The following is a 17,142-nucleotide window of genomic DNA, read 5'->3' as shown; positions in this document are numbered from 1 at the left end:
TGACGGGCATCATCTTGACGCCCGCAATCGCCATTCACATATCGATCGCAGGTCGCCGCCGCTGTCGGTCCGTGACCTGCCCCGAAACCTTTTTGTCGTTCGATTTGGAGGATCTGATGAACGATCGGATGTTCGACAGCCCTGTATTCGTCAAGGACGGAAACAGCCTCATCCAGGAGATAGCGTGCCTCGAAGACGCTCTCGAATTTCTCTATGAATGGCCCAAAACCCGCCGCACCCCGATCTACCAGACCGCGGTCCGCGCCTGCCAGCAGGCCTTCCAGAGCGATTATCCGCTCTCCTATGCGAAATCGGCTTTCGAAGGTTTCGCGCGCTCCGCGAGAATCCTCGAAGTCGTGGAAACGCCCTTGCCTTGGATGACCAGCGCAAAGTCCGGCCAAGGCGGCGGAATGGTTGCCTGAGCTGCCCTCGCTGGAACGTCGCGTTTCCAGAAAGGGCGGCAGCGTCAAGCGGGTTGGTGATGGCGGTTCGCATGGTCTTGACGTCCAGAACCCGCTTTCACATATTTTTGCGCAAGCCGCTGCCCTTGCTGGGGCGGCCGACACTCAAACAGTTGAAATCGTTCGGAACATTGGAGATTTCGATGAGCGAGAGACCGTTGCAAAGCTTGGCCGGATTTCGTCGGATCGGCAAACCGGCATAGTGGAAAACAGTGGGAGGTTTCGATGCTTTCGCAGCCTTTCAAAGAGCCGGTCCGGGTATGGGTAGGCCTTGGATTTCCCCGGCAACTGAATTCCGTCGTCGACGCCTATCAGTTCGCGATGGAATATTGCGGAAACAGTCCCGAACAGCGCGCGGCAATCCGTGCCTGCAAAGCAGCGCTGACCGGCGACGTCGATCCGGAGACGGCCCGTGGTGTCTTCGTGGCCTTCGCCACCAAGAAAGGCCTTATCGCCGAAGACTGGTTGCCGCCGCCGATCAGGGGCGGCAGGAGCAGCCACGTCTGATCTCGAAGGGCGGTCGTATCATGCGGCCGCCCTCGCCAGCCGTCGGTGTTGTCCCTTGCTGGGGGAAAATTTTCGCATCTGTCAGTCGCGATAAAGCTCGTCGGTCTTGCGGTCGGCTTCCTTCTGCTCGGCAGGCGAACGGCGACGCTGCCGCATGAGCGCATAGATGAGCACCGCCGCCAGGATTATCGGGCCGCCAGCCACGGCAAAAAGCCATAATCCATCTGTGAACATCGTTTTTCTCCTTTGAAGCCCAATTCGTCAGGAGAAGAACCGTTCCGATTGCTTTCCGAACGCTGGACCGCTTGTCCGCGACCGCTTATCCATGCCGATGAGCGATCAGGAGGCACCTGTGAGAAAATCCACCCGCATCTTCATTCTGACGGCGGTCTTCGAAGCCCTGCTGCTGGCTGGCGCGGTCTACATGATCACGCAGACCAGCTCCGGCGCCTGGAGAGCCACCAACCCGGCCGAAGCGCTGAACAGGATCTACACCGTGATGGGTGCCGCGATGGGTGGCGTCGGCGCGGCGCTGCTGTTCCTGGGGATCGTGCTGCGCATGAAGGGCCAGTAAACGCTGCGCTCGACCCGGCAGTCCGGGAACACAGAAAGACGGGCCTGACGGCCATCGTTATCCAGTCGGTCACCTAGATCCACCGCAGGATGGAATCTCGGATGGGCTGACCTCTTCCACCCGCACAATGAAGATTGGTGGCAGGATTCGGTGTGAGGTAACAAATACCTCTTTCGCGCGAACCTTGAGGATGGGGAGGACATTCCCCGTCATTGGAGGAGAATGAGAATGCGCAAATCCATCATGATCGCCGCCGGTCTCGCGTTTGCCCAATCCACATTTGCTGCAAATGCGATGTCCATGAAATGCGATGACGCTTCCATGATGAAGGTTCAGGCCGAGATGGACGCCATGAAAGGCGAGTCCATGAAGATGCAGAAGGACGAGGCCATGAAGCACATGGAAATGGCCAAGGATGCTATGAAAGCCAAAAAGAACGACGAGTGCGCCATGCATCTCGAAGAGGCTGGGAAGGCCATGATGAAGAAGAACTAGAGCAATTCCGGCAAAACTGCGTATCGGTTTTGCATCCGAGAGTTGGAGGCACTCGCGCGCTTCGGAGAAGCCTAGCGATCGATCGAGCGAAGCTGGAATAGGGATGAGCCAGCCGGCAGTCGAGCCCGCTTAATAAGTTTCGCCAGACGGGAGTCGAACCCGCAAGGATTTCTCCATCACGCTGGTGCGTGGCGTTACTATTCTGCAACCGACGTAGAGCCAGAATGCCATCCCTACGCCAGCAGGACAAGCCGTGCGTGGGGTGCTTGCAGCTTGCCCGATTTGCGTGGGAAGTTGGCCACGTTCTGCCGAAGCATCACTCGACCGATAATTCAGCGGCGGCCTGCACCGCTCGTTTCCGTCGCTTACGCATCCTGATGACCGATCAAGAGACAGGCGCCTGTGAGAAATCCGCCAGCATCTTCATACTGGGAGGCCCTACTCCTGGCCGGCGCGGCCTATCCGTTTTGTCGGCCCCGATGCAATGTCACTTCTTGTTCTCGAATACGGCCTTGAATTCGTCAGGCTGCTGAACGTTCGGCGGGGCATCCTGGAACATTGGCGCGATCTGCTCCGGCGTATAGCCGGCGAGCCCGCATCCGATCGGCGTCAATTGGAATGTCAGTTCGGGATTCGCGCGCGCGAACGCCTTGAAGCGCGCAGCCGCCTGCTCGATATCTGCCAGTGGCAGCGTCTTGATGCGCGCATCCTTGGTGGGAATGGCGTAGCTGTTTCCTTGCTGGCCCTCACCCTGGCCGTAGATGGCGCCACGGTGTTGTTTTGCCCACAACGCCGCTCCCTTGCCATGTCGGCCGGCAAGATTGCTCCCGAACACAAACACCGGCGTGACCTTGTCTTCGCTCATTCCTGCCCTCGTCGCACGATTGGATTGAACCCTATCCGAAATGAGACGCACCTTGAATTGGCCCTCAGGACTTCAATAGAAACTTTGCCCTGCGTGCCTGCGCGGGGCTCACGAAGATCTGTGAGGGCAGGAGCTTTCCACCTGTTTTTGTTGAGGCCTTGGGGGCTGTAATTATGGCCTGGCGCTCGACCGGGAGCCGACGAACATCATCTCCACTATGAGAACTGGACGAAGTGTCGGGAGCACTGGCTCCATCCCTTTTCAGTCGGAAGAGCAGTTCGGAGACGCGGGCTGACGCCTCCGAGAGACAGTCGTGCCAGCGTATTGTCGGCACTGACGTGCGAGAGATGTTCTATTCGCTTCTCACATCGATACGCTCGGCCCCTATCAATTGGCCATCCGCCACTGGACAGGCCAGTATGCGTAACTCCGCTGGCAATTGCCCGACAAACAGAGGCTTCGATGGAACCGCCACCAGCTCGTAGGTGCCCTTCGAGCGTGCCGCCGAGGCGTGTATGTCGGTCCAGTCGTAGACATGGAAACCGCGCCGGCAGAGCGCGAGATAGCTGTCTGCTTTCGGAATTTCGACACGCAGGCTGGCCTCGGAGGCCGCCGGGAGCAGGTCCTGCAACAGGCCTTCGATATCGGCCACATCAGTTGCGTGCGCCAGGACCGAACCGGGGATCGGCCCTGATCCAGCCGTGATGAACCCGGCCAGCATTCCGCGATCGTCCACCGCCAGCCAGACACAGTCGACACCTTCGGGGTATCGTTGCATTTCAACTCCGCGAGGCCCGCTCAAATAGTTCTGGAGCCAGCTTACCCAGAACAACCCGACCTGAACCTATCAGACCCGGCCGCCTGCGCTGCCTGTTTCTTGCGCTTGCCTTTCACAGGGTAGGGGACAAGCGTTGGATCTTACGGCGTGTTGGTCTATGGCGGTATTGTAGGCCTGAGATGACCATCGATACCGAGTCGCCCTCCCGATTAGCCGTCCTTGCCAAGCCAGCGCAGTGGCTGGCTTTGGTTCCGTTGACGCTGGTGCTGATCGTGCTGCTCGAGCTGGTCCACCTGCCGGCGGCGCTGCTGATCGGTTCGCTGGTCGCGGGGATCGTGGCCGGCGTCAATGGAGCCACCGTGCGCGTGCCGCGCTTGGCATTCGCGTCGGCGCAGGCGATCATCGGCTGCCTGATCGCAGGGTCGATCTCGCTCGGCATCTTTTCGACGCTGGCCGAGGGATGGGTGCTGGTGCTGGTTGTCGTGCTGGCAACGCTGGCGGCGTCCAGCCTGCTCGGCTGGCTGATCAGCCGCCTCGACATCCTGCCGGGGACCACCGGCGTCTGGGGCGCTGCACCCGGTGCGTCCACCGCGATGGTGCTGATGGCAGGCGCATTCGGGGCCGACCAGCGCCTCGTCGCCTTCATGCAATATCTGCGCGTGGTGATCGTCACCATTGCGGCAGCCGTCGTGGCGCGGCTGTGGGTGGACAGATCGGGTGTCGCCGAACCGGCAATCGTCTGGTTCCCGCCGCTCGACTGGCCGGCTTTCGGTCTGACGCTGGTCGTTGCCGCGGTTGGCGGTTTCGCAGGCAGGATGGCGCGTTTGCCGTCGCCGTTCTTCCTCGGCGCTTTCATTCTCGGCGGCATTGTCCATCTGGCTTTCGGTCAGACGATGCAGATACCCGAATGGCTGCTGGCAGTCAGCTACGTCGCCATCGGCTGGACCATCGGCCTGAATTTCACCATCCATACCGTGCGTCATGCCACACGGGCTCTGCCGCCGATCATTGCCTCCATTCTTGCGCTGATGGCTTTCTGCGGCCTGATGGCATGGCTTATCGTCTTGATGTTCGACGTCGATCCGCTCACCGCCTATCTGGCGACCAGCCCAGGCGGCATGGATTCGGTGGCCATCATCGCAGCCGCATCGGATCGGGTCGATCTTTCCTTCGTGATGGCGCTGCAGGCCGCCCGCTTCCTCGTGGTCCTGCTGGCTGGACCAAGCATCTCGCGGCTTGTTGCCCGGACGCTGAGGTGACGGCGTCGGCTGCCAGCTGATCCAAATGATTAGCCGGCTTGCCTATGGTGTTTCGATCGATGTGTCGGCGCTTGCCGTCGTCGGACGGAAGTTCCCAGCGCTCGCTCTTTAGCTCGGGAACGGACTGGACCGTTCGCCTTCTGCAGACATCGTCAACCTTACGCTAACGGTAAATACCGACGGCCGATTGAATAAGTTTATGTGCCCGTGGATAGTATTTGCATTTATCAGATGAATGGATAACGCATGCGACACGTAATTTTTGCTGCAACAGTACTTTCATTAACCTGCTGCGCTGCATTTGCAGGCTCCGACCCGGCTGCTGATTTCAAGAAGGCTGATGCAATCCTGAACGCGACGTTCAAGCAGATCGAGCGACGTCTGTCGGATGACACGGAGGGCAAGACCCGGTTCGTTAAAGCGCAGCGAGCCTGGATTGCATTTCGCGATGCTGAGTGCACTTTCCAATCCAGCGGCGATGACGGCGGATCGGCTGCGCCGATGGTTGCCACCGCATGCAAGGCAACACTAACGACCCAACGCACCAAGCAGTTGAAGGCTTATCTCAACTGCCAGGAAGGCGACCTCGCCTGTCCGGTTCCAACAGAATAACCAGGAAAAACGACGATGCCAGCATTCAAGGCGAGATATCTTCTGGCCGTGCTTCTGCCATTGGCCGCAGCGGGTTGTGTCAGCGCCGAAGATCAACGCACAGCCGATCAGAACAAATGCGCTTCCTTTGGCTTCCAGCCGGGGACTGATGCCTTTGCAAACTGTATGATGAAACAAAGCGCTCAGCGCGACGAAGACGACCAGAGATATCTCGACCGTCTGCACGACAGGGAACAACGCGACAAAGACCGCAAGGCCGCCCGCCGCAACAATGACGACGCCATCGACCCTCGTCCAAGCTATGACAAGGACGGCAATCCGAACTTTGATACCGAAGGCAACTACCAGGGGTGCAACGGCGTAGGTTGCGCAGTCGACAATCCAGACGCCGACTAACCTCGTCCGTCCGCCCGTTTCTGGTTGGGGATGAGAGGCCGGCGCGGGAGGAAACTATAACTCCTGGCAGACAAAACCCGATCTGGCTCAGGCTGCTGGTCGTCGCGCTGTTTTTCTTGTCTGCGCCGCCTAGGTCTCTGGTGCCGTGACTGGAGAACTAAAGGGTCTGGCGCAGTTGCTGCCCTCACCTTGCCATACGTGACATTCAGCACCATGCGAGCATGGGGCGGAAAAGCTCGCGCGATAGACTTTAGCCATGCCTTGGTGACGTTTCCCCAATCGCGCGCGTTCGCTTCGTAGCGGTCCCGGCTTTGCGCCCAGCCCCTATTCTCTTGCCACCGCGAGCCACGTTTGATTACCTTTGATTGTTTTCAAACCTTGGGGAGTGGGGCATGGGTTGCGATCCTGATAGATCACAAAAAGTTCTGCTATGGTGTCTTTACACTGGGGTTCCAGGAGACAGCGACCAACGAACGGAGTTTTTTGCCTACAGGGAGGCGGCAAAGAATGCTGCCCGGGAAAACAACGAGCAACGCATCTTGGACCACTGTTACGAGTTGCTGAAGGACCATGATAAGCAGTCGGCATGGTTGCTGGCGGAGTGCCATAGAGAAAATCCCGGCACCGTTCTGGGCCTAGCCAAAAATCTCATTGCCTCTCGAGAGGGAACCTAAATTTCTTGCGAGCTTCGCCGGCTCGCAGCTCCCAATAGCTTGTTGAGATCCTCCATCTTGCCCTCCGCCATCGCTTGGGCGAAGCTCTCATGACGGGCATTGGGAGAATGGGCATGACTATCCGCGTTCGCCGGATCAACGTTCAGAATACTTCATACGAGCGAAAGTTAACGCCCGAGACCAACCGAGATTACCTGTCATTTACATGGTGGACTGGCGGCGGCGAGCGGTCTTCTCTCTGGAGTTGGAGTTGCGACGTTGAGAGTTTCACCACTTTGATACAGGCAATGATGCTGATCGATCGCGGCGCAACCATCGACGCCATTGCCGAAGCGTTGAAGAGTGAGCTTGTTACCGAACTCAAGCCGGAAAGCTAAGCCGCCTGCTTCCGGCGCTTCCTGGCGAGCTTCGCCTCTTCCTCCGCCCGTTTCAGCGCGGCCTTCCGCTGCCGCTCCGCTTCCTCGCGTCGCTGGTTCACTTCTCGATGTGCTTGGCGATGTCCGCTTCAGAGGCCGGGTGTATAGGTCGGGGTAGCATCATCCGCGCGGTGGTAGAGCTTCGGCTTCACCAGTGCGTGGCTATCCGAGGCTACCTCGAATGACGCGTGTTGTGCCCTGACAAGGCGCCAAACGGCATTGTCATCGCGGCGCGCTCGAAAATCCGCTGTGGCCACCCGGCGCATTCATTGCTGCAACCTTCTCCCGACCAGCCGGTTAGGCTGAAAAGGAGACCTGCTATGTCGAACACCAACACACCGCCCGTCCGCTCGCCTGATGACGGCGGAACGCGAACCGAAAAGCGTGATCTCGCTGGCAATGATAAGCGCCAGGCTCCGGCAGCACCGGAGACCAGCGGTGCTTCTTCGGAGGCGCGCGACACGTCCAAGAGCCATGTTGCCAACCGTGATATCGAAGGACCGCGGAAGGCGGGCCTCACGCCTCGTCCGACCGACAAGCCAATTGTCGGTGGCGACAAAGGGTGACGTTTCCCTGCCGTGGCCTCCAGGCGTGTTTATCCGGTTGCCGCAGGTCGGCCATTCCTTTGCGTAAGTGCATTCATACCCTTCCTCCGAAGGGATGACTTATTTGCAACGAAGTGTCGGATCGCTCGTTCTTGGCGGGCCGGATAATCTCGGTATTGCTCAGAAACGAGGTAGCCCCATGACACTGTTCGCGCGGCCTGTTCCCATTTTCGTCGGCCTGGGTTTCCCTATGGATGTGGAATCCGTGGAGGCGGCTTTTGAGGTTCTGAACGAATGGTCGGGGTCCAGAGGCTTTGCTCACGCCGCGGCCCTGGCTGCAGTTCGCGCGGCTCTCCTCGGCGGCAGCGTTTCGGCCGCACACAGCGCGTTCGAGGCCTTCGCCAGCAAGGTCGGCATACTGGCCCCCGAAGCACTGGAAATCGCCGCGATGCGGGCTGCCGAGGAATGGCTGTCCGCTTGATCAGACAGTCGCGGCTGCGTTCTCGCGAGGCTTCGCGTCAGAAGAGAATCCCGTTGAGGTGCATCCCCCAGACCGCGGCGGCGCAGTGCGCTATGCCGATCGGCAAGGCAAGTATCGGCCTGGAGCGAATTGCCCAGAGGTAGACCACGAACTGGACGCAGGCGGCGAGCAACAGGATCAGGGTCTCGGCGCGGGCCAGCAACAGCAGCATCATCCATGGCACCACGACGAAGCCTGGAATGTTCGTGCCATGTCCGGCGCCCGCTGCGAAGACCGCGACGAGGAACCCCACCAAGCCCAAGCCGACCCCGGCTGCGATCATTTTCACGATGACGCGGTCCTCACGAGCGAGATCCCTTCATATCGGCGAAGCCAGACAGACGTAAGCACATCGAGGAGCAGAAAGCCGCGTTCCATCACCTTGCTGCCCAATCCTCGTGGCTCCGGCTTCACTGCCCCCACTGCGCCTGCAATCCGGCATAAATGGTTGCGCCGGCGACCAGGATCACAATCATCCTGCCCGCCCATATCAGAAGCGGGGGAAATGGCATTCTGCCCATGATCGCGATGCCGACGGCGCAGATCGCGGCCGTGAACACCGCAAGAAAGAGCGTGAAGCTCATGTCGCTTTCCTCCGCCTTGCCGTGCGCCGCTCATTCCGCTTCGCCCATGAGAATGCAGCCCGAGGCTCACCGCTCTCAAGCGGACAAACACGCATCATGTCCCTCAACCCGGCAAACTCATCGCCAGGTCCCAGAACGCCTTGACCAGCTTGCCGCTGGCGCGTTCGCGCAGGCAGATCAGGGCTTCGTCCATCAGCACTTCCGGCGCATCGATCTGGATCGGCTTCAGGCGGCCGTCATAGCCGAATTCGGCGCGGGTGACGAAGCCGACGCCGGCGCCGGAGGCCACGATCTCGCGCACGGCCTCGCGGCCCTCGGCCTCGATCGCCGGCTTCAGGTCGACGCGCATCTCGGCGGCTAGGGCTTCCAGCTTGAAGCGGGTCTTCGAGCCGCGCTCGCGCAGCACCAGCGGGTGCGAGACGATGTCGGCCAGCGCCAGCCGCTTGGCGCTGGCCAGCGGGTGGTTGTGGGCGACGAAGGCGATGATCGGCGAAGAGTTGAGCTTCAGGATCTGGAAGTCGGAGCTTTCCGGGATCTCGCCCAGCACGCCCATATCCGCCTCATAGGCATAAAGCCCGGCGATCACCGTCTCGGTATTGCCGGCCCGCACCGACACCTGCACGCCGGGATATTTGGCGCGGAAGGCAGCCAGCACATGCAGCAGATGGTGCGCCGCGTCGGCAATGATGCGCAGCGTGCCGGCGCGCAGCGCACGCGATTCCGACAAAAGGTCGTTGGCCTGCTGCTCGTTGTCGAACATGCGGTGGGTGATCTCGAGCAGTCTTTCCCCTTGCGCGGTCAGCGTCACCTGCTTCTTGTGGCGGTTGAAGAGCAGCACGTCATACTCTTCCTCCAGCTTGCGCACCTGATCGGAAATCGCCGGCTGGGTCAGGAACAGCGTCTCGGCCGCGCGCGAGAAACCACCGCAGACGGCGACATAGTGGAAGGCCCGCAACTGCACGTATCGCATGGCTTCTTTCCATAAATGCAGACGATGCAATCATAGAAACTAACGAATTGACTTATGTAAAGGCCCGGCCGATCTTTCTTCGCTCACGGGAAGCCGGCCATGCATTTTTCACTTCTGCTGCTTCATCTCGCCGGCGCCACCCTGCTTCTGCTCTATGCCGTGCACATGGTGCGCACCGGCATGGAGCGCGCCTATGCCGGCCTGCTGCGCCGGCTGTTCGGCGAAGCGAAAGGCGGCACCGTCCGCGCCGTAACGGGCGGTGCCGCGATGGCGGTGATGCTGCAGAGCTCGACCGCGGTGGCGATGATCGCCTGCGGCTTCGTCGCCAGCGGCCTGCTCGCCGTGCCGGTCGGGCTGGCGCTGCTGCTCGGCGCCGATTTCGGCTCGGCGCTGGTGGTACGCATCCTGTCCTTCGATCTCGGCTGGCTGGTTCCGGTCTGCCTAGCCGTCGGCGGCATCATGCACCTGAAACTCTCCGGCCAGAGGCTGCGCGAAACCGGGCGCATGGTGCTCGGCATCGGCTTCATCCTGTTGTCGCTGCGCTTCATCGGCGAAGCGACCGGCCCGCTGCGCCACGCCGAGCTGCTGCCGGTGATCTCGGGTTATCTTGCCGGCGACGCCATGATGGCGGTGCTGCTCGGCGCGCTGTTCACCTGGCTGATCCACTCCAGCGTCGCCGCCATCCTGATGATCTCGGCCTTCGCCGCCCAGGGCGTTATCCCGCTGGAGGCCGGCCTGCCGCTGATCCTCGGCGCCAATACAGGCAGCGGGCTGATCGCCTTCTGGCTGTCGCGCTCCATGGACAGGAAGGCGCAGCGGCTGCCGCTCGGCAACCTGCTGTTTCGCGCGGCTGCTGCCGCCATCGCGCTGGTGGCGGTCGAGGGCCTCGGCGTACCTGCCGTCCTGCGCGGGCTCGATCCGGCAACGGCGCTGGTCGATTTCCACCTCGCCTTCAATGCCGCACTGGCTCTGTTTTGCCTGCCCTTTGTCGGGGTTGTCGCCCGGCTGACGACCAGCATGACGCAAGGGTCGCAGGGCGAACGGGAGGCGGAGATCGCCCGCCAACGGCTCAGCGCGCTCGACCGCTCGGTCATCGCCACGCCGACGCTGGCGCTGGCCAGTGCGACGCGCGAACTGCTGCGCATGGGCGAACTGGTCGAGCAGATGTTCAGGCCGGTCATGGACATGTTCCGCGCCGGCAGCCCAGAGCAGATCGCCGGGCTGCGCGGCATCGACGATGAGATCAACGACACCCACACCGGCATCAAGCTCTACATCGCCGAGGTCAATCGCGGTCAGCTGACGGCGGACGAAGCGCGGCGCGGCATCGAGCTCACCGACGTCGCCATCAATTTCGAACATGCCGGCGACATCGTCGCCAAGAACCTGCTGATGCTGGCGGCCGAGCGGGCCGAGAAGGCGCTGCAGTTCTCCGCCGAGGGCTGGCGCGAGCTCGACGAGATGCACGCCCGCGTGGTCGAGAACATGCAGCTTGCGCTGAACGTGCTGATCTCCAACGACGTCGCTTCCGCGCGCCAGCTGGTCGCCGAGAAGGAACACATCCGCGCCATGCAGCGCGAAAGCCACGAGCGCCATCTCAGCCGACTGCAGTCGGGCAAGATCGAAAGCATCGAAACCAGCGACATCCATCTGGAAGCCGTGCGCGCCTTCAAGGAGATCAACTCGCTGCTGGTCGCCACCGCCTACCCGCTGCTGACCCGCACCGGCGACCTCGCCAGCAGCCGGCTGCTGCGGGTGGGTTGAGGGGTGTGGCAATAGTGTAGCGAAGAGAACCCCCACCCCTAACCCCTCCCCTCAAGGGGGAGGGGGAGCTGCCGCATGCCAAGTTCCCCTCCCCCTTGAGGGGAGGGGTTAGGGGTGGGGGTCTCGTCAAGCGCATTGGCCAATTCCATAAACTCACCTTATGCTCGGATACAAAATAACGATTTTTCAGATAGCTCTTTCTCTGCAACAATCCTCACGTCGAAGCGCAATACCTTGAGCGCCGTGGAGGACAGTCGATGCGAGCCGAGACCGAATTTTCGCCCGTGGAAGGCTTCGACCCGCCGGCTCTGGGCGAACCCTATCTGCTGACGCCGGGGCCGCTGACGACATCCTACGCCGTCAAGCAGGCGATGTTGAAGGACTGGGGGTCGTGGGACGGCGATTTCCGGGCGATGACGGCGGATCTGCGCCGCCGCCTGCTGGCGCTGATCGGCGACACGAAATCCGAATATGACTGCGTACCGATCCAGGGCTCCGGCTCCTTCTGCGTCGAGGCGATGCTCGGCTCCTTCGTGCCGAAGGACGGCAAGGTGCTGGTGCTGGCCAATGGCGCCTACGGCCTGCGCGCCGCCCAGACCATGCAATATCTCGGCCGCGCCTTCACCCTGATCGACAAGGGCGACTACCTGCCGCCGCGCGGCGACGAGGTCGGCGCGGCGCTCGACGCCGATCCCGCCATTACCCATGTTCTCGCCATCCATTGCGAGACGAGTTCCGGCATCCTCAACCCGGTCGCCGAGATTTCCGAGGCGACCTACGCCAGGGGCCGCAAGCTGCTGATCGATTCCATGAGCGCTTTCGGCGCCATCCCGCTGGAAGTCGGCAAGATCCGCTACGAGGCGATGGTCTCCTCGGCCAACAAATGCATCGAAGGCGTGCCGGGCTTCGGTTTCGTCATCGCCAGGAAGAGCGAACTGGAAAAGGCCAAGGGCAACAGCCACTCGCTGTCGCTCGACATCCATGCGCAATGGGCCGCGATGGAAAAGACCGGCCAGTGGCGCTTCACGCCACCGACGCATGTCGTCGCAGCCTTTCTCGAGGCCCTGCGCATGCACGAGGCGGAAGGCGGTGTCGCCGCCCGCGGTGCCCGCTACATGCGGAACCGCAACGTCATGGTCGAGGGCATGCGCCAGCTCGGTTTCGAGACCCTGTTGTCCGACCGCTGGCTGTCGCCGATCATCGTTACCTTCTTCTGCCCGGCCGACAAGAATTTCGTGTTCGAGCGCTTCTACGAGCTGATGAAGGACAAGGGCTTCATCATCTATCCCGGCAAGCTCACCGTGGTCGATTCCTTCCGGGTCGGCTGCATCGGGCGGATGGATGAAAACGTCATGCGCCGCGTCGTCGAGGCAGCCCGCCAGTCGCTGGCCGAAATGGGCGTCGCGAGTGCCGCACCACCCCAGGCAGCCTTGGCCGAACGGGCCAAGCTCGCCGCCTGATCGGAAACGCTCCAACTTTCTGTCTTTACGCAATCCCGGACGCAACCACCACGCACTTTGCTGGATTTGCTCCAACCAACAAGGAACCACCCCGATGAACCAGATGTCTCCGGTGACAGTGTCCGCCAATGGGCGCGACTATGCCTGGCCGCGGGTGCCGGCGATTGCGATCTGCCTGGACGGCTGCGAGCCTGCCTATCTCGACGAAGCCATCAAGGCCGGGCTGATGCCGGCGCTGGAGCGGATCAAGCAGAGGGGCACCGTGCGCACCGCTCATTCGGTGATCCCGAGCTTCACCAACCCCAACAACCTCTCCATCGCCACCGGCCGCCCGCCTGCGGTGCACGGCATCTGCGGCAACTACCTCTACAACCCCGAAACGGGCGAGGAGGTGATGATGAACGATCCGAAGTTCCTGCGTGCGCCCACCGTCTTCAAGGCCTTCTACGATGCCGGCGCCAAGGTGGCGGTGGTGACGGCCAAGGACAAGCTGCGCGCGCTGCTGGGCCATGGCCTCGCCTATGACGACAACCGCGCGATCTGCTTCTCTTCCGAGAAGTCGGACACCACCACCAAGGCCGCCAACGGCATCGACAATGCGTCGGCCTGGCTTGGCCGTCCGGTGCCGGAAGTCTATTCCGCCGAGCTGTCGGAATTCGTCTTCGCGGCCGGCGTCAAGCTGCTCAAGGAATTCCGGCCGGACGTCATGTATCTGACCACCACCGACTACGTGCAGCACAAATATGCGCCGGGCGTGAAGCAGGCCAACGACTTCTACACCATGTTCGACCGCTATCTCGCCGAACTCGATGCGCTGGGTGCCGCCATCGTCGTCACCGCCGACCACGGCATGAAGCCGAAGCACCATGCCGACGGCACGCCTGATGTGGTCTATGTCCAGGACCTGCTTGACGAGTGGCTCGGCAAGGATGCTGCCCGTGTCATCCTGCCGATCACCGATCCTTATGTCGTGCATCATGGCGCGCTCGGTTCCTTCGCCACCGCCTATCTGCCGAAGGGCACTGATCGCGCCGACATCATGGCCAGGCTCGCCAAGGTCGAGGGCATCACCGTCGTGCTCGGCCGCGAGGAAGGCTGCGCCCGCTTCGAATTGCCTCAAGATCGCATGGGCGACATCATCCTCGTCTCCGGCGAGAACAAGACGATCGGCACTTCGGAACACCGCCATGACCTTGCGGCGCTCGACGAGCCCCTGCGCTCGCATGGCGGCCTCACCGAGCAGGCCGTGCCCTTCATCACCAACCGCGTGCTGAAGAACCAGCCCGAGGCGCCGGCGTTGCGCAATTTCGATGCCTTTTACTACGCGGTGATGGCAGCCGCGCAGCCGGCGCAGTGAGGATAAGGGCCATGACCAAGGCAGAAACGTCGATCAAGGTCCGCCACGAGCCGATGCGCATCGCAGGCCGAAAGGTCGATGCCGACGATGTCGTCGAGGTGCGTTATCCCTGGGACGACACGGTGGCCGGAACGGTGCCGGCCGGCGGCGCGGCGCATGCGAAGGAGGCCTTCGAGATCGCTGCCGGCTACACCTCGAAGCTGACGCGATACGAGCGCCAGAAGATCCTGCTGAAGACCGCCGAACTGCTCAACGCCCGCAAGGAGGAGATCTCCGATCTCGTCACGCTGGAGCTCGGCATCTCCAAGCAGGATTCGCTCTACGAGGTCGGCCGCGCCTACGACGTGTTCACGCTGGCCGGCCAGATGGCGATCCAGGATGACGGCCAGATCTTCTCCTGCGACCTCACCCCGCACGGCAAGCAGCGCAAGATCTTCACGCTGCGAGAGCCGCTGAAGGCGATCTCGGCGATCACGCCGTTCAACCACCCGCTCAACATGGTGGCGCATAAGGTCGCGCCGGCGATCGCCACCAACAACTGCGTCGTCGTCAAGCCGACCGAGCTGACGCCGATGACCGCGCTGGTGCTGGCCGACATCCTTTACGAGGCCGGCCTGCCGCCGCAGATGCTGTCGGTCGTCACCGGCTGGCCGAAGGACATCGGCGACGAGATGATCACCAATCCCAACATCGACCTGATCACCTTCACCGGCGGCGTGCCGGTCGGCAAGATGATCGCCCAGAAAGCCGGCTACCGGCGCCAGGTGCTGGAGCTCGGCGGCAACGATCCGCTGATCATCCTCAACGATCTCTCCGACGACGATCTCGCCAAGGCCGCCGATCTGGCGGTGGCCGGCGCCACCAAGAATTCCGGCCAGCGCTGCACGGCGGTGAAGCGCATCCTGGTGCAGGAGAAGGTGGCCGACCGTTTCGTGCCCATGGTGCTGGAACGCGCCAGGAAGATCGTGTTCGGCGACCCCATGGACCTGGCCACGCAGCTCGGCACCGTCGTGCACGAGAAGGCCGCAGCGCTGTTCGAGAAGCGGGTTCAGAGGGCGGCCGAGCAGGGTGCCGAGGTGCTCTACGATCCCGGTCGCAGGGGTGCGCTGCTGCCGCCGATCGTCGTCGACCGCGTGCCGCATGCTTCCGAACTGGTGATGGAAGAGACCTTCGGGCCGATCGTGCCGATCATCCGTGCGCCGGACGACGACGATGCCCTGATCGCCCTGTCCAACTCCACCGCCTTCGGCCTGTCGTCGGGCGTGTGCACCAACGATTTCCGCCGCATGCACAAATACATTGCCGGGCTGCAGGTCGGCACCGTCAACATCTGGGAAGTGCCCGGCTACCGCATCGAGATGAGCCCGTTCGGAGGCATCAAGGACAGCGGCAATGGCTACAAGGAAGGCGTCATCGAGGCGATGAAGTCCTACACCAACGTCAAGACCTTCTCGCTGCCCTGGTAAGGCGATCGAGGGGTAGCAGCGCGCCTGCCTGCCCTCGAACTTGCAATGGAAGAAGCTGCCATGGCGATCGTGCACACCGAAGGGGAGTCCAACAAGGCGCCCGCCCGCAGGGAGTGGGATGCGCGCCAGGACCATGCCCCGTCGCGCGACCTGCTGCAGCGCGACGCGGACGCCTTTCTGCACCAGTCTCTGTCCAGTCCCTGCGTGTCGACCATTCGTAAAGCCGAGGGCATCTGGATCGAGGACCTGGCCGGCCGGCGCTACATGGATTTCCATGGCAACAGCGTCCATCATATCGGCTATGCGCATCCGCGTCTGATCGAAGCGATCAAGCGGCAGCTCGACGATCTCTCCTTCGCGCCGCGCCGCTTTGCCAACGAGCCGGCTGTCGAGCTCGCCGAAAAACTCGGCCAGCTGGCGCCGGCGGACTTGTCCAAGGTGCTGTTCACCACGGGCGGGTCCGACGCCATCGAGGTGGCGCTGAAGATCGCGCGCGCCGCCACCGGCCGCTTCAAGACGCTGTCCTTCTGGGATGCTTTTCACGGCGCCGGTTTCGGCGCGGCATCCGTCGGCGGCGAGGCGACGTTCCGTTCGCAGATCGCCGGGCCGCTGATGACGGGTGCCGAACACGTCGCGCCCTGGGCAAGCCGCAACTGCGCCTACGGTCATGACAGCCTCGAGGCCTCGGCCAAGGCCTGCGCGAACATGATCTCCTATGTGCTCGGCCGCGAAGGCGACTTCGCCGCCGTCATCGCCGAGCCGATGCGGGCGACGCCGCTGGTGCCGGCACCCGGTTTCTGGAAGACGGTGCGCGAAGCCTGCAACCGCCATGGCACGCTGCTGATCTTCGACGAGATTCCGACGGGGCTGGCCAAGACCGGCAAGTTCTTCTCGCATCAACATGACGATGTCACGCCCGACATCGTGGTGCTGGGCAAGGCGCTGGGCGGCGGCGTGCTGCCGATCGCCTCGGTCATTGCCCGGCGCGCGCTCGACGTGGCGGGCGATTTCGCCATCGGCCACTACACCCATGAGAAGAACCCGGTGACGGCACGCGCCGCGCTCACCACCATCGCCATCATCGAGGAAGAAGGGCTGGCCGAGCGTGCCGCGGAACTCGGCGCCTACGCGTTGGGACGGCTCGCCGAACTGATCGGCCGTTCGCCGCATGTCGGCGAGGTGCGCGGCCGTGGCCTGATGATGGGCGTCGAACTGGTCGAGGATCGCGACAGCTACAGGCCGGCGCGCGAGCTCGCCGAGCGTGTCTATTACCGCTGCCTGGAAGAGGGGCTGAGCTTCAAGATCAGCGCCGGCAATGTCCTGACGCTCTCGCCACCTTTGGTGATCGATCGCCCCGATCTCGAACGCGCGCTTGCCATTGTCGAGCGTGCCGTGCTGGCGGGATAGGCGGCAACAACAAGCGGGAAACGGGAGACGAC

General features: G+C 62.3%; 21 protein-coding genes. 15 read left to right on the top strand and 6 right to left on the bottom strand.

The genetic code is table 11. From position 1 onward, the window contains the following. Positions 1–116: 116 nt before the first annotated feature. Together L4923_RS23455 and L4923_RS23450 are read left to right on the top strand one after the other, a co-directional pair. Positions 117–422, top strand: coding sequence for a DUF982 domain-containing protein (locus L4923_RS23455; protein WP_239369520.1), 306 nt, complete (start codon positions 117–119; stop codon positions 420–422). Positions 423–686: 264 nt separating this feature from the next. Next, complete coding sequence (locus L4923_RS23450; protein WP_239369519.1) at positions 687–968, top strand: DUF982 domain-containing protein; 282 nt, start codon at positions 687–689, stop codon at positions 966–968. An 81-nt stretch (positions 969–1,049) separates the two neighbouring features. Here the strand turns inward: L4923_RS23450 and L4923_RS23445 are convergent, their stop codons facing one another. Further along, positions 1,050–1,202, bottom strand: a complete 153-nt coding sequence (locus tag L4923_RS23445; RefSeq protein WP_239369518.1) for a hypothetical protein — start codon at positions 1,200–1,202, stop codon at positions 1,050–1,052. Between the two features lie 118 nt (positions 1,203–1,320). Here L4923_RS23445 and L4923_RS23440 point away from each other — a divergent pair, with 118 nt between their 5' ends. Together L4923_RS23440 and L4923_RS23435 are read left to right on the top strand one after the other, a co-directional pair. Next, positions 1,321–1,542, top strand: a complete 222-nt coding sequence (locus tag L4923_RS23440) for a hypothetical protein (RefSeq protein WP_239369517.1) — start codon at positions 1,321–1,323, stop codon at positions 1,540–1,542. A gap of 228 nt (positions 1,543–1,770) precedes the next feature. Continuing rightward, positions 1,771–2,037 (top strand): hypothetical protein, encoded by a 267-nt coding sequence (locus L4923_RS23435; protein WP_239369516.1) that lies wholly within the window; start codon positions 1,771–1,773, stop codon positions 2,035–2,037. 487 nt (positions 2,038–2,524) lie between these two features. On the opposite strand, the gene L4923_RS23430 is transcribed toward L4923_RS23435, so the two are convergent. Both L4923_RS23430 and L4923_RS23425 read right to left on the bottom strand, forming a co-directional pair. Further along, positions 2,525–2,902 carry an A1S_2505 family phage non-structural protein gene (locus L4923_RS23430; RefSeq protein ID WP_239369515.1) on the bottom strand — a complete coding sequence of 126 codons (378 nt, stop codon included), beginning with the start codon at positions 2,900–2,902 and terminating at the stop codon, positions 2,525–2,527. A 352-nt stretch (positions 2,903–3,254) separates the two neighbouring features. Further along, on the bottom strand, positions 3,255–3,680 hold the full coding sequence (locus L4923_RS23425; RefSeq protein WP_239369514.1) for a hypothetical protein: 426 nt from the start codon (positions 3,678–3,680) through the stop codon (positions 3,255–3,257). A gap of 179 nt (positions 3,681–3,859) precedes the next feature. On the opposite strand from L4923_RS23425, the gene L4923_RS23420 reads away from it, so the two are divergent. The 6 genes from L4923_RS23420 (at position 3,860) to L4923_RS23395 (ending at position 8,063) form a co-directional block, all read left to right on the top strand. Beyond that, entirely contained in the window at positions 3,860–4,939 is a 1,080-nt protein-coding gene (locus L4923_RS23420; RefSeq protein WP_239369513.1) for an AbrB family transcriptional regulator, read from the top strand. 246 nt (positions 4,940–5,185) lie between these two features. After that, positions 5,186–5,551 carry a lysozyme inhibitor LprI family protein gene (locus L4923_RS23415; protein ID WP_239369512.1) on the top strand — a complete coding sequence of 122 codons (366 nt, stop codon included), beginning with the start codon at positions 5,186–5,188 and terminating at the stop codon, positions 5,549–5,551. 15 nt (positions 5,552–5,566) lie between these two features. Beyond that, positions 5,567–5,947, top strand: a complete 381-nt coding sequence (locus tag L4923_RS23410) for a hypothetical protein (RefSeq protein ID WP_239369511.1) — start codon at positions 5,567–5,569, stop codon at positions 5,945–5,947. 787 nt (positions 5,948–6,734) lie between these two features. Then, complete coding sequence (locus L4923_RS23405) at positions 6,735–6,998, top strand: hypothetical protein (RefSeq protein ID WP_239369510.1); 264 nt, start codon at positions 6,735–6,737, stop codon at positions 6,996–6,998. 359 nt (positions 6,999–7,357) lie between these two features. Beyond that, positions 7,358–7,603 carry a hypothetical protein gene (locus tag L4923_RS23400; RefSeq protein WP_239369509.1) on the top strand — a complete coding sequence of 82 codons (246 nt, stop codon included), beginning with the start codon at positions 7,358–7,360 and terminating at the stop codon, positions 7,601–7,603. 178 nt (positions 7,604–7,781) lie between these two features. After that, a complete protein-coding gene (locus tag L4923_RS23395) occupies positions 7,782–8,063 on the top strand; it encodes a DUF982 domain-containing protein (RefSeq protein ID WP_239369508.1) in 282 nt (93 codons plus the stop codon). Between the two features lie 37 nt (positions 8,064–8,100). Here L4923_RS23395 and L4923_RS23390 read toward each other — a convergent pair whose 3' ends face one another. The 3 genes from L4923_RS23390 to L4923_RS23380 form a co-directional block, all read right to left on the bottom strand. Further along, positions 8,101–8,391, bottom strand: a complete 291-nt coding sequence (locus tag L4923_RS23390; RefSeq protein ID WP_239369507.1) for a hypothetical protein — start codon at positions 8,389–8,391, stop codon at positions 8,101–8,103. A 121-nt stretch (positions 8,392–8,512) separates the two neighbouring features. Further along, positions 8,513–8,686 carry a hypothetical protein gene (locus L4923_RS23385; protein WP_239369506.1) on the bottom strand — a complete coding sequence of 58 codons (174 nt, stop codon included), beginning with the start codon at positions 8,684–8,686 and terminating at the stop codon, positions 8,513–8,515. Positions 8,687–8,789: 103 nt separating this feature from the next. Next, complete coding sequence (locus tag L4923_RS23380) at positions 8,790–9,656, bottom strand: LysR substrate-binding domain-containing protein (RefSeq protein ID WP_239369505.1); 867 nt, start codon at positions 9,654–9,656, stop codon at positions 8,790–8,792. Positions 9,657–9,755: 99 nt separating this feature from the next. On the opposite strand from L4923_RS23380, the gene L4923_RS23375 reads away from it, so the two are divergent. The 5 genes from L4923_RS23375 (at position 9,756) to pbfA (ending at position 17,110) form a co-directional block, all read left to right on the top strand. Further along, on the top strand, positions 9,756–11,420 hold the full coding sequence (locus L4923_RS23375) for a Na/Pi cotransporter family protein (RefSeq protein ID WP_239369504.1): 1,665 nt from the start codon (positions 9,756–9,758) through the stop codon (positions 11,418–11,420). 257 nt (positions 11,421–11,677) lie between these two features. Further along, positions 11,678–12,880, top strand: coding sequence for a 2-aminoethylphosphonate--pyruvate transaminase (locus tag L4923_RS23370; protein ID WP_239369503.1), 1,203 nt, complete (start codon positions 11,678–11,680; stop codon positions 12,878–12,880). Positions 12,881–12,974: 94 nt separating this feature from the next. Continuing rightward, positions 12,975–14,237 (top strand): phosphonoacetate hydrolase, encoded by a 1,263-nt coding sequence (gene phnA / locus L4923_RS23365; protein ID WP_239369502.1) that lies wholly within the window; start codon positions 12,975–12,977, stop codon positions 14,235–14,237. Between the two features lie 11 nt (positions 14,238–14,248). Beyond that, positions 14,249–15,703, top strand: a complete 1,455-nt coding sequence (gene phnY / locus L4923_RS23360) for a phosphonoacetaldehyde dehydrogenase (protein ID WP_239369501.1) — start codon at positions 14,249–14,251, stop codon at positions 15,701–15,703. Positions 15,704–15,748: 45 nt separating this feature from the next. Then, the gene (gene pbfA, locus L4923_RS23355; protein ID WP_239369500.1) at positions 15,749–17,110 is read left to right on the top strand and encodes a (R)-1-hydroxy-2-aminoethylphosphonate ammonia-lyase; all 1,362 of its coding nucleotides are present in this window, start codon (positions 15,749–15,751) and stop codon (positions 17,108–17,110) included. The last annotated feature ends 32 nt before the right edge of the window (positions 17,111–17,142 follow it).

Origin of the sequence: Terribium retamae (assembly GCF_022347545.1) — a bacterium.
Taxonomy (GTDB): Bacteria; Pseudomonadota; Alphaproteobacteria; order Rhizobiales; family Rhizobiaceae; genus Mesorhizobium; species Mesorhizobium retamae.
Note: the sequence above shows the minus strand (reverse complement) of the source record. Positions and strands in the feature narration are given on the sequence as shown.

Coding starts and splice junctions, on each gene's coding strand:
- L4923_RS23380 (WP_239369505.1), bottom strand. CDS start 9,656: ATGCGATACGTGCAGTTGCGGGCCTTCCACTATGTCGCCGTCTGCGGT.
- L4923_RS23420 (WP_239369513.1), top strand. CDS start 3,860: ATGACCATCGATACCGAGTCGCCCTCCCGATTAGCCGTCCTTGCCAAG.
- L4923_RS23425 (WP_239369514.1), bottom strand. CDS start 3,680: ATGCAACGATACCCCGAAGGTGTCGACTGTGTCTGGCTGGCGGTGGAC.
- L4923_RS23375 (WP_239369504.1), top strand. CDS start 9,756: ATGCATTTTTCACTTCTGCTGCTTCATCTCGCCGGCGCCACCCTGCTT.
- phnA (WP_239369502.1), top strand. CDS start 12,975: ATGAACCAGATGTCTCCGGTGACAGTGTCCGCCAATGGGCGCGACTAT.
- L4923_RS23455 (WP_239369520.1), top strand. CDS start 117: ATGAACGATCGGATGTTCGACAGCCCTGTATTCGTCAAGGACGGAAAC.
- L4923_RS23370 (WP_239369503.1), top strand. CDS start 11,678: ATGCGAGCCGAGACCGAATTTTCGCCCGTGGAAGGCTTCGACCCGCCG.
- pbfA (WP_239369500.1), top strand. CDS start 15,749: ATGGAAGAAGCTGCCATGGCGATCGTGCACACCGAAGGGGAGTCCAAC.
- phnY (WP_239369501.1), top strand. CDS start 14,249: ATGACCAAGGCAGAAACGTCGATCAAGGTCCGCCACGAGCCGATGCGC.
- L4923_RS23405 (WP_239369510.1), top strand. CDS start 6,735: ATGACTATCCGCGTTCGCCGGATCAACGTTCAGAATACTTCATACGAG.
- L4923_RS23385 (WP_239369506.1), bottom strand. CDS start 8,686: ATGAGCTTCACGCTCTTTCTTGCGGTGTTCACGGCCGCGATCTGCGCC.
- L4923_RS23450 (WP_239369519.1), top strand. CDS start 687: ATGCTTTCGCAGCCTTTCAAAGAGCCGGTCCGGGTATGGGTAGGCCTT.
- L4923_RS23395 (WP_239369508.1), top strand. CDS start 7,782: ATGACACTGTTCGCGCGGCCTGTTCCCATTTTCGTCGGCCTGGGTTTC.
- L4923_RS23435 (WP_239369516.1), top strand. CDS start 1,771: ATGCGCAAATCCATCATGATCGCCGCCGGTCTCGCGTTTGCCCAATCC.
- L4923_RS23430 (WP_239369515.1), bottom strand. CDS start 2,902: ATGAGCGAAGACAAGGTCACGCCGGTGTTTGTGTTCGGGAGCAATCTT.
- L4923_RS23410 (WP_239369511.1), top strand. CDS start 5,567: ATGCCAGCATTCAAGGCGAGATATCTTCTGGCCGTGCTTCTGCCATTG.
- L4923_RS23400 (WP_239369509.1), top strand. CDS start 7,358: ATGTCGAACACCAACACACCGCCCGTCCGCTCGCCTGATGACGGCGGA.
- L4923_RS23445 (WP_239369518.1), bottom strand. CDS start 1,202: ATGTTCACAGATGGATTATGGCTTTTTGCCGTGGCTGGCGGCCCGATA.
- L4923_RS23415 (WP_239369512.1), top strand. CDS start 5,186: ATGCGACACGTAATTTTTGCTGCAACAGTACTTTCATTAACCTGCTGC.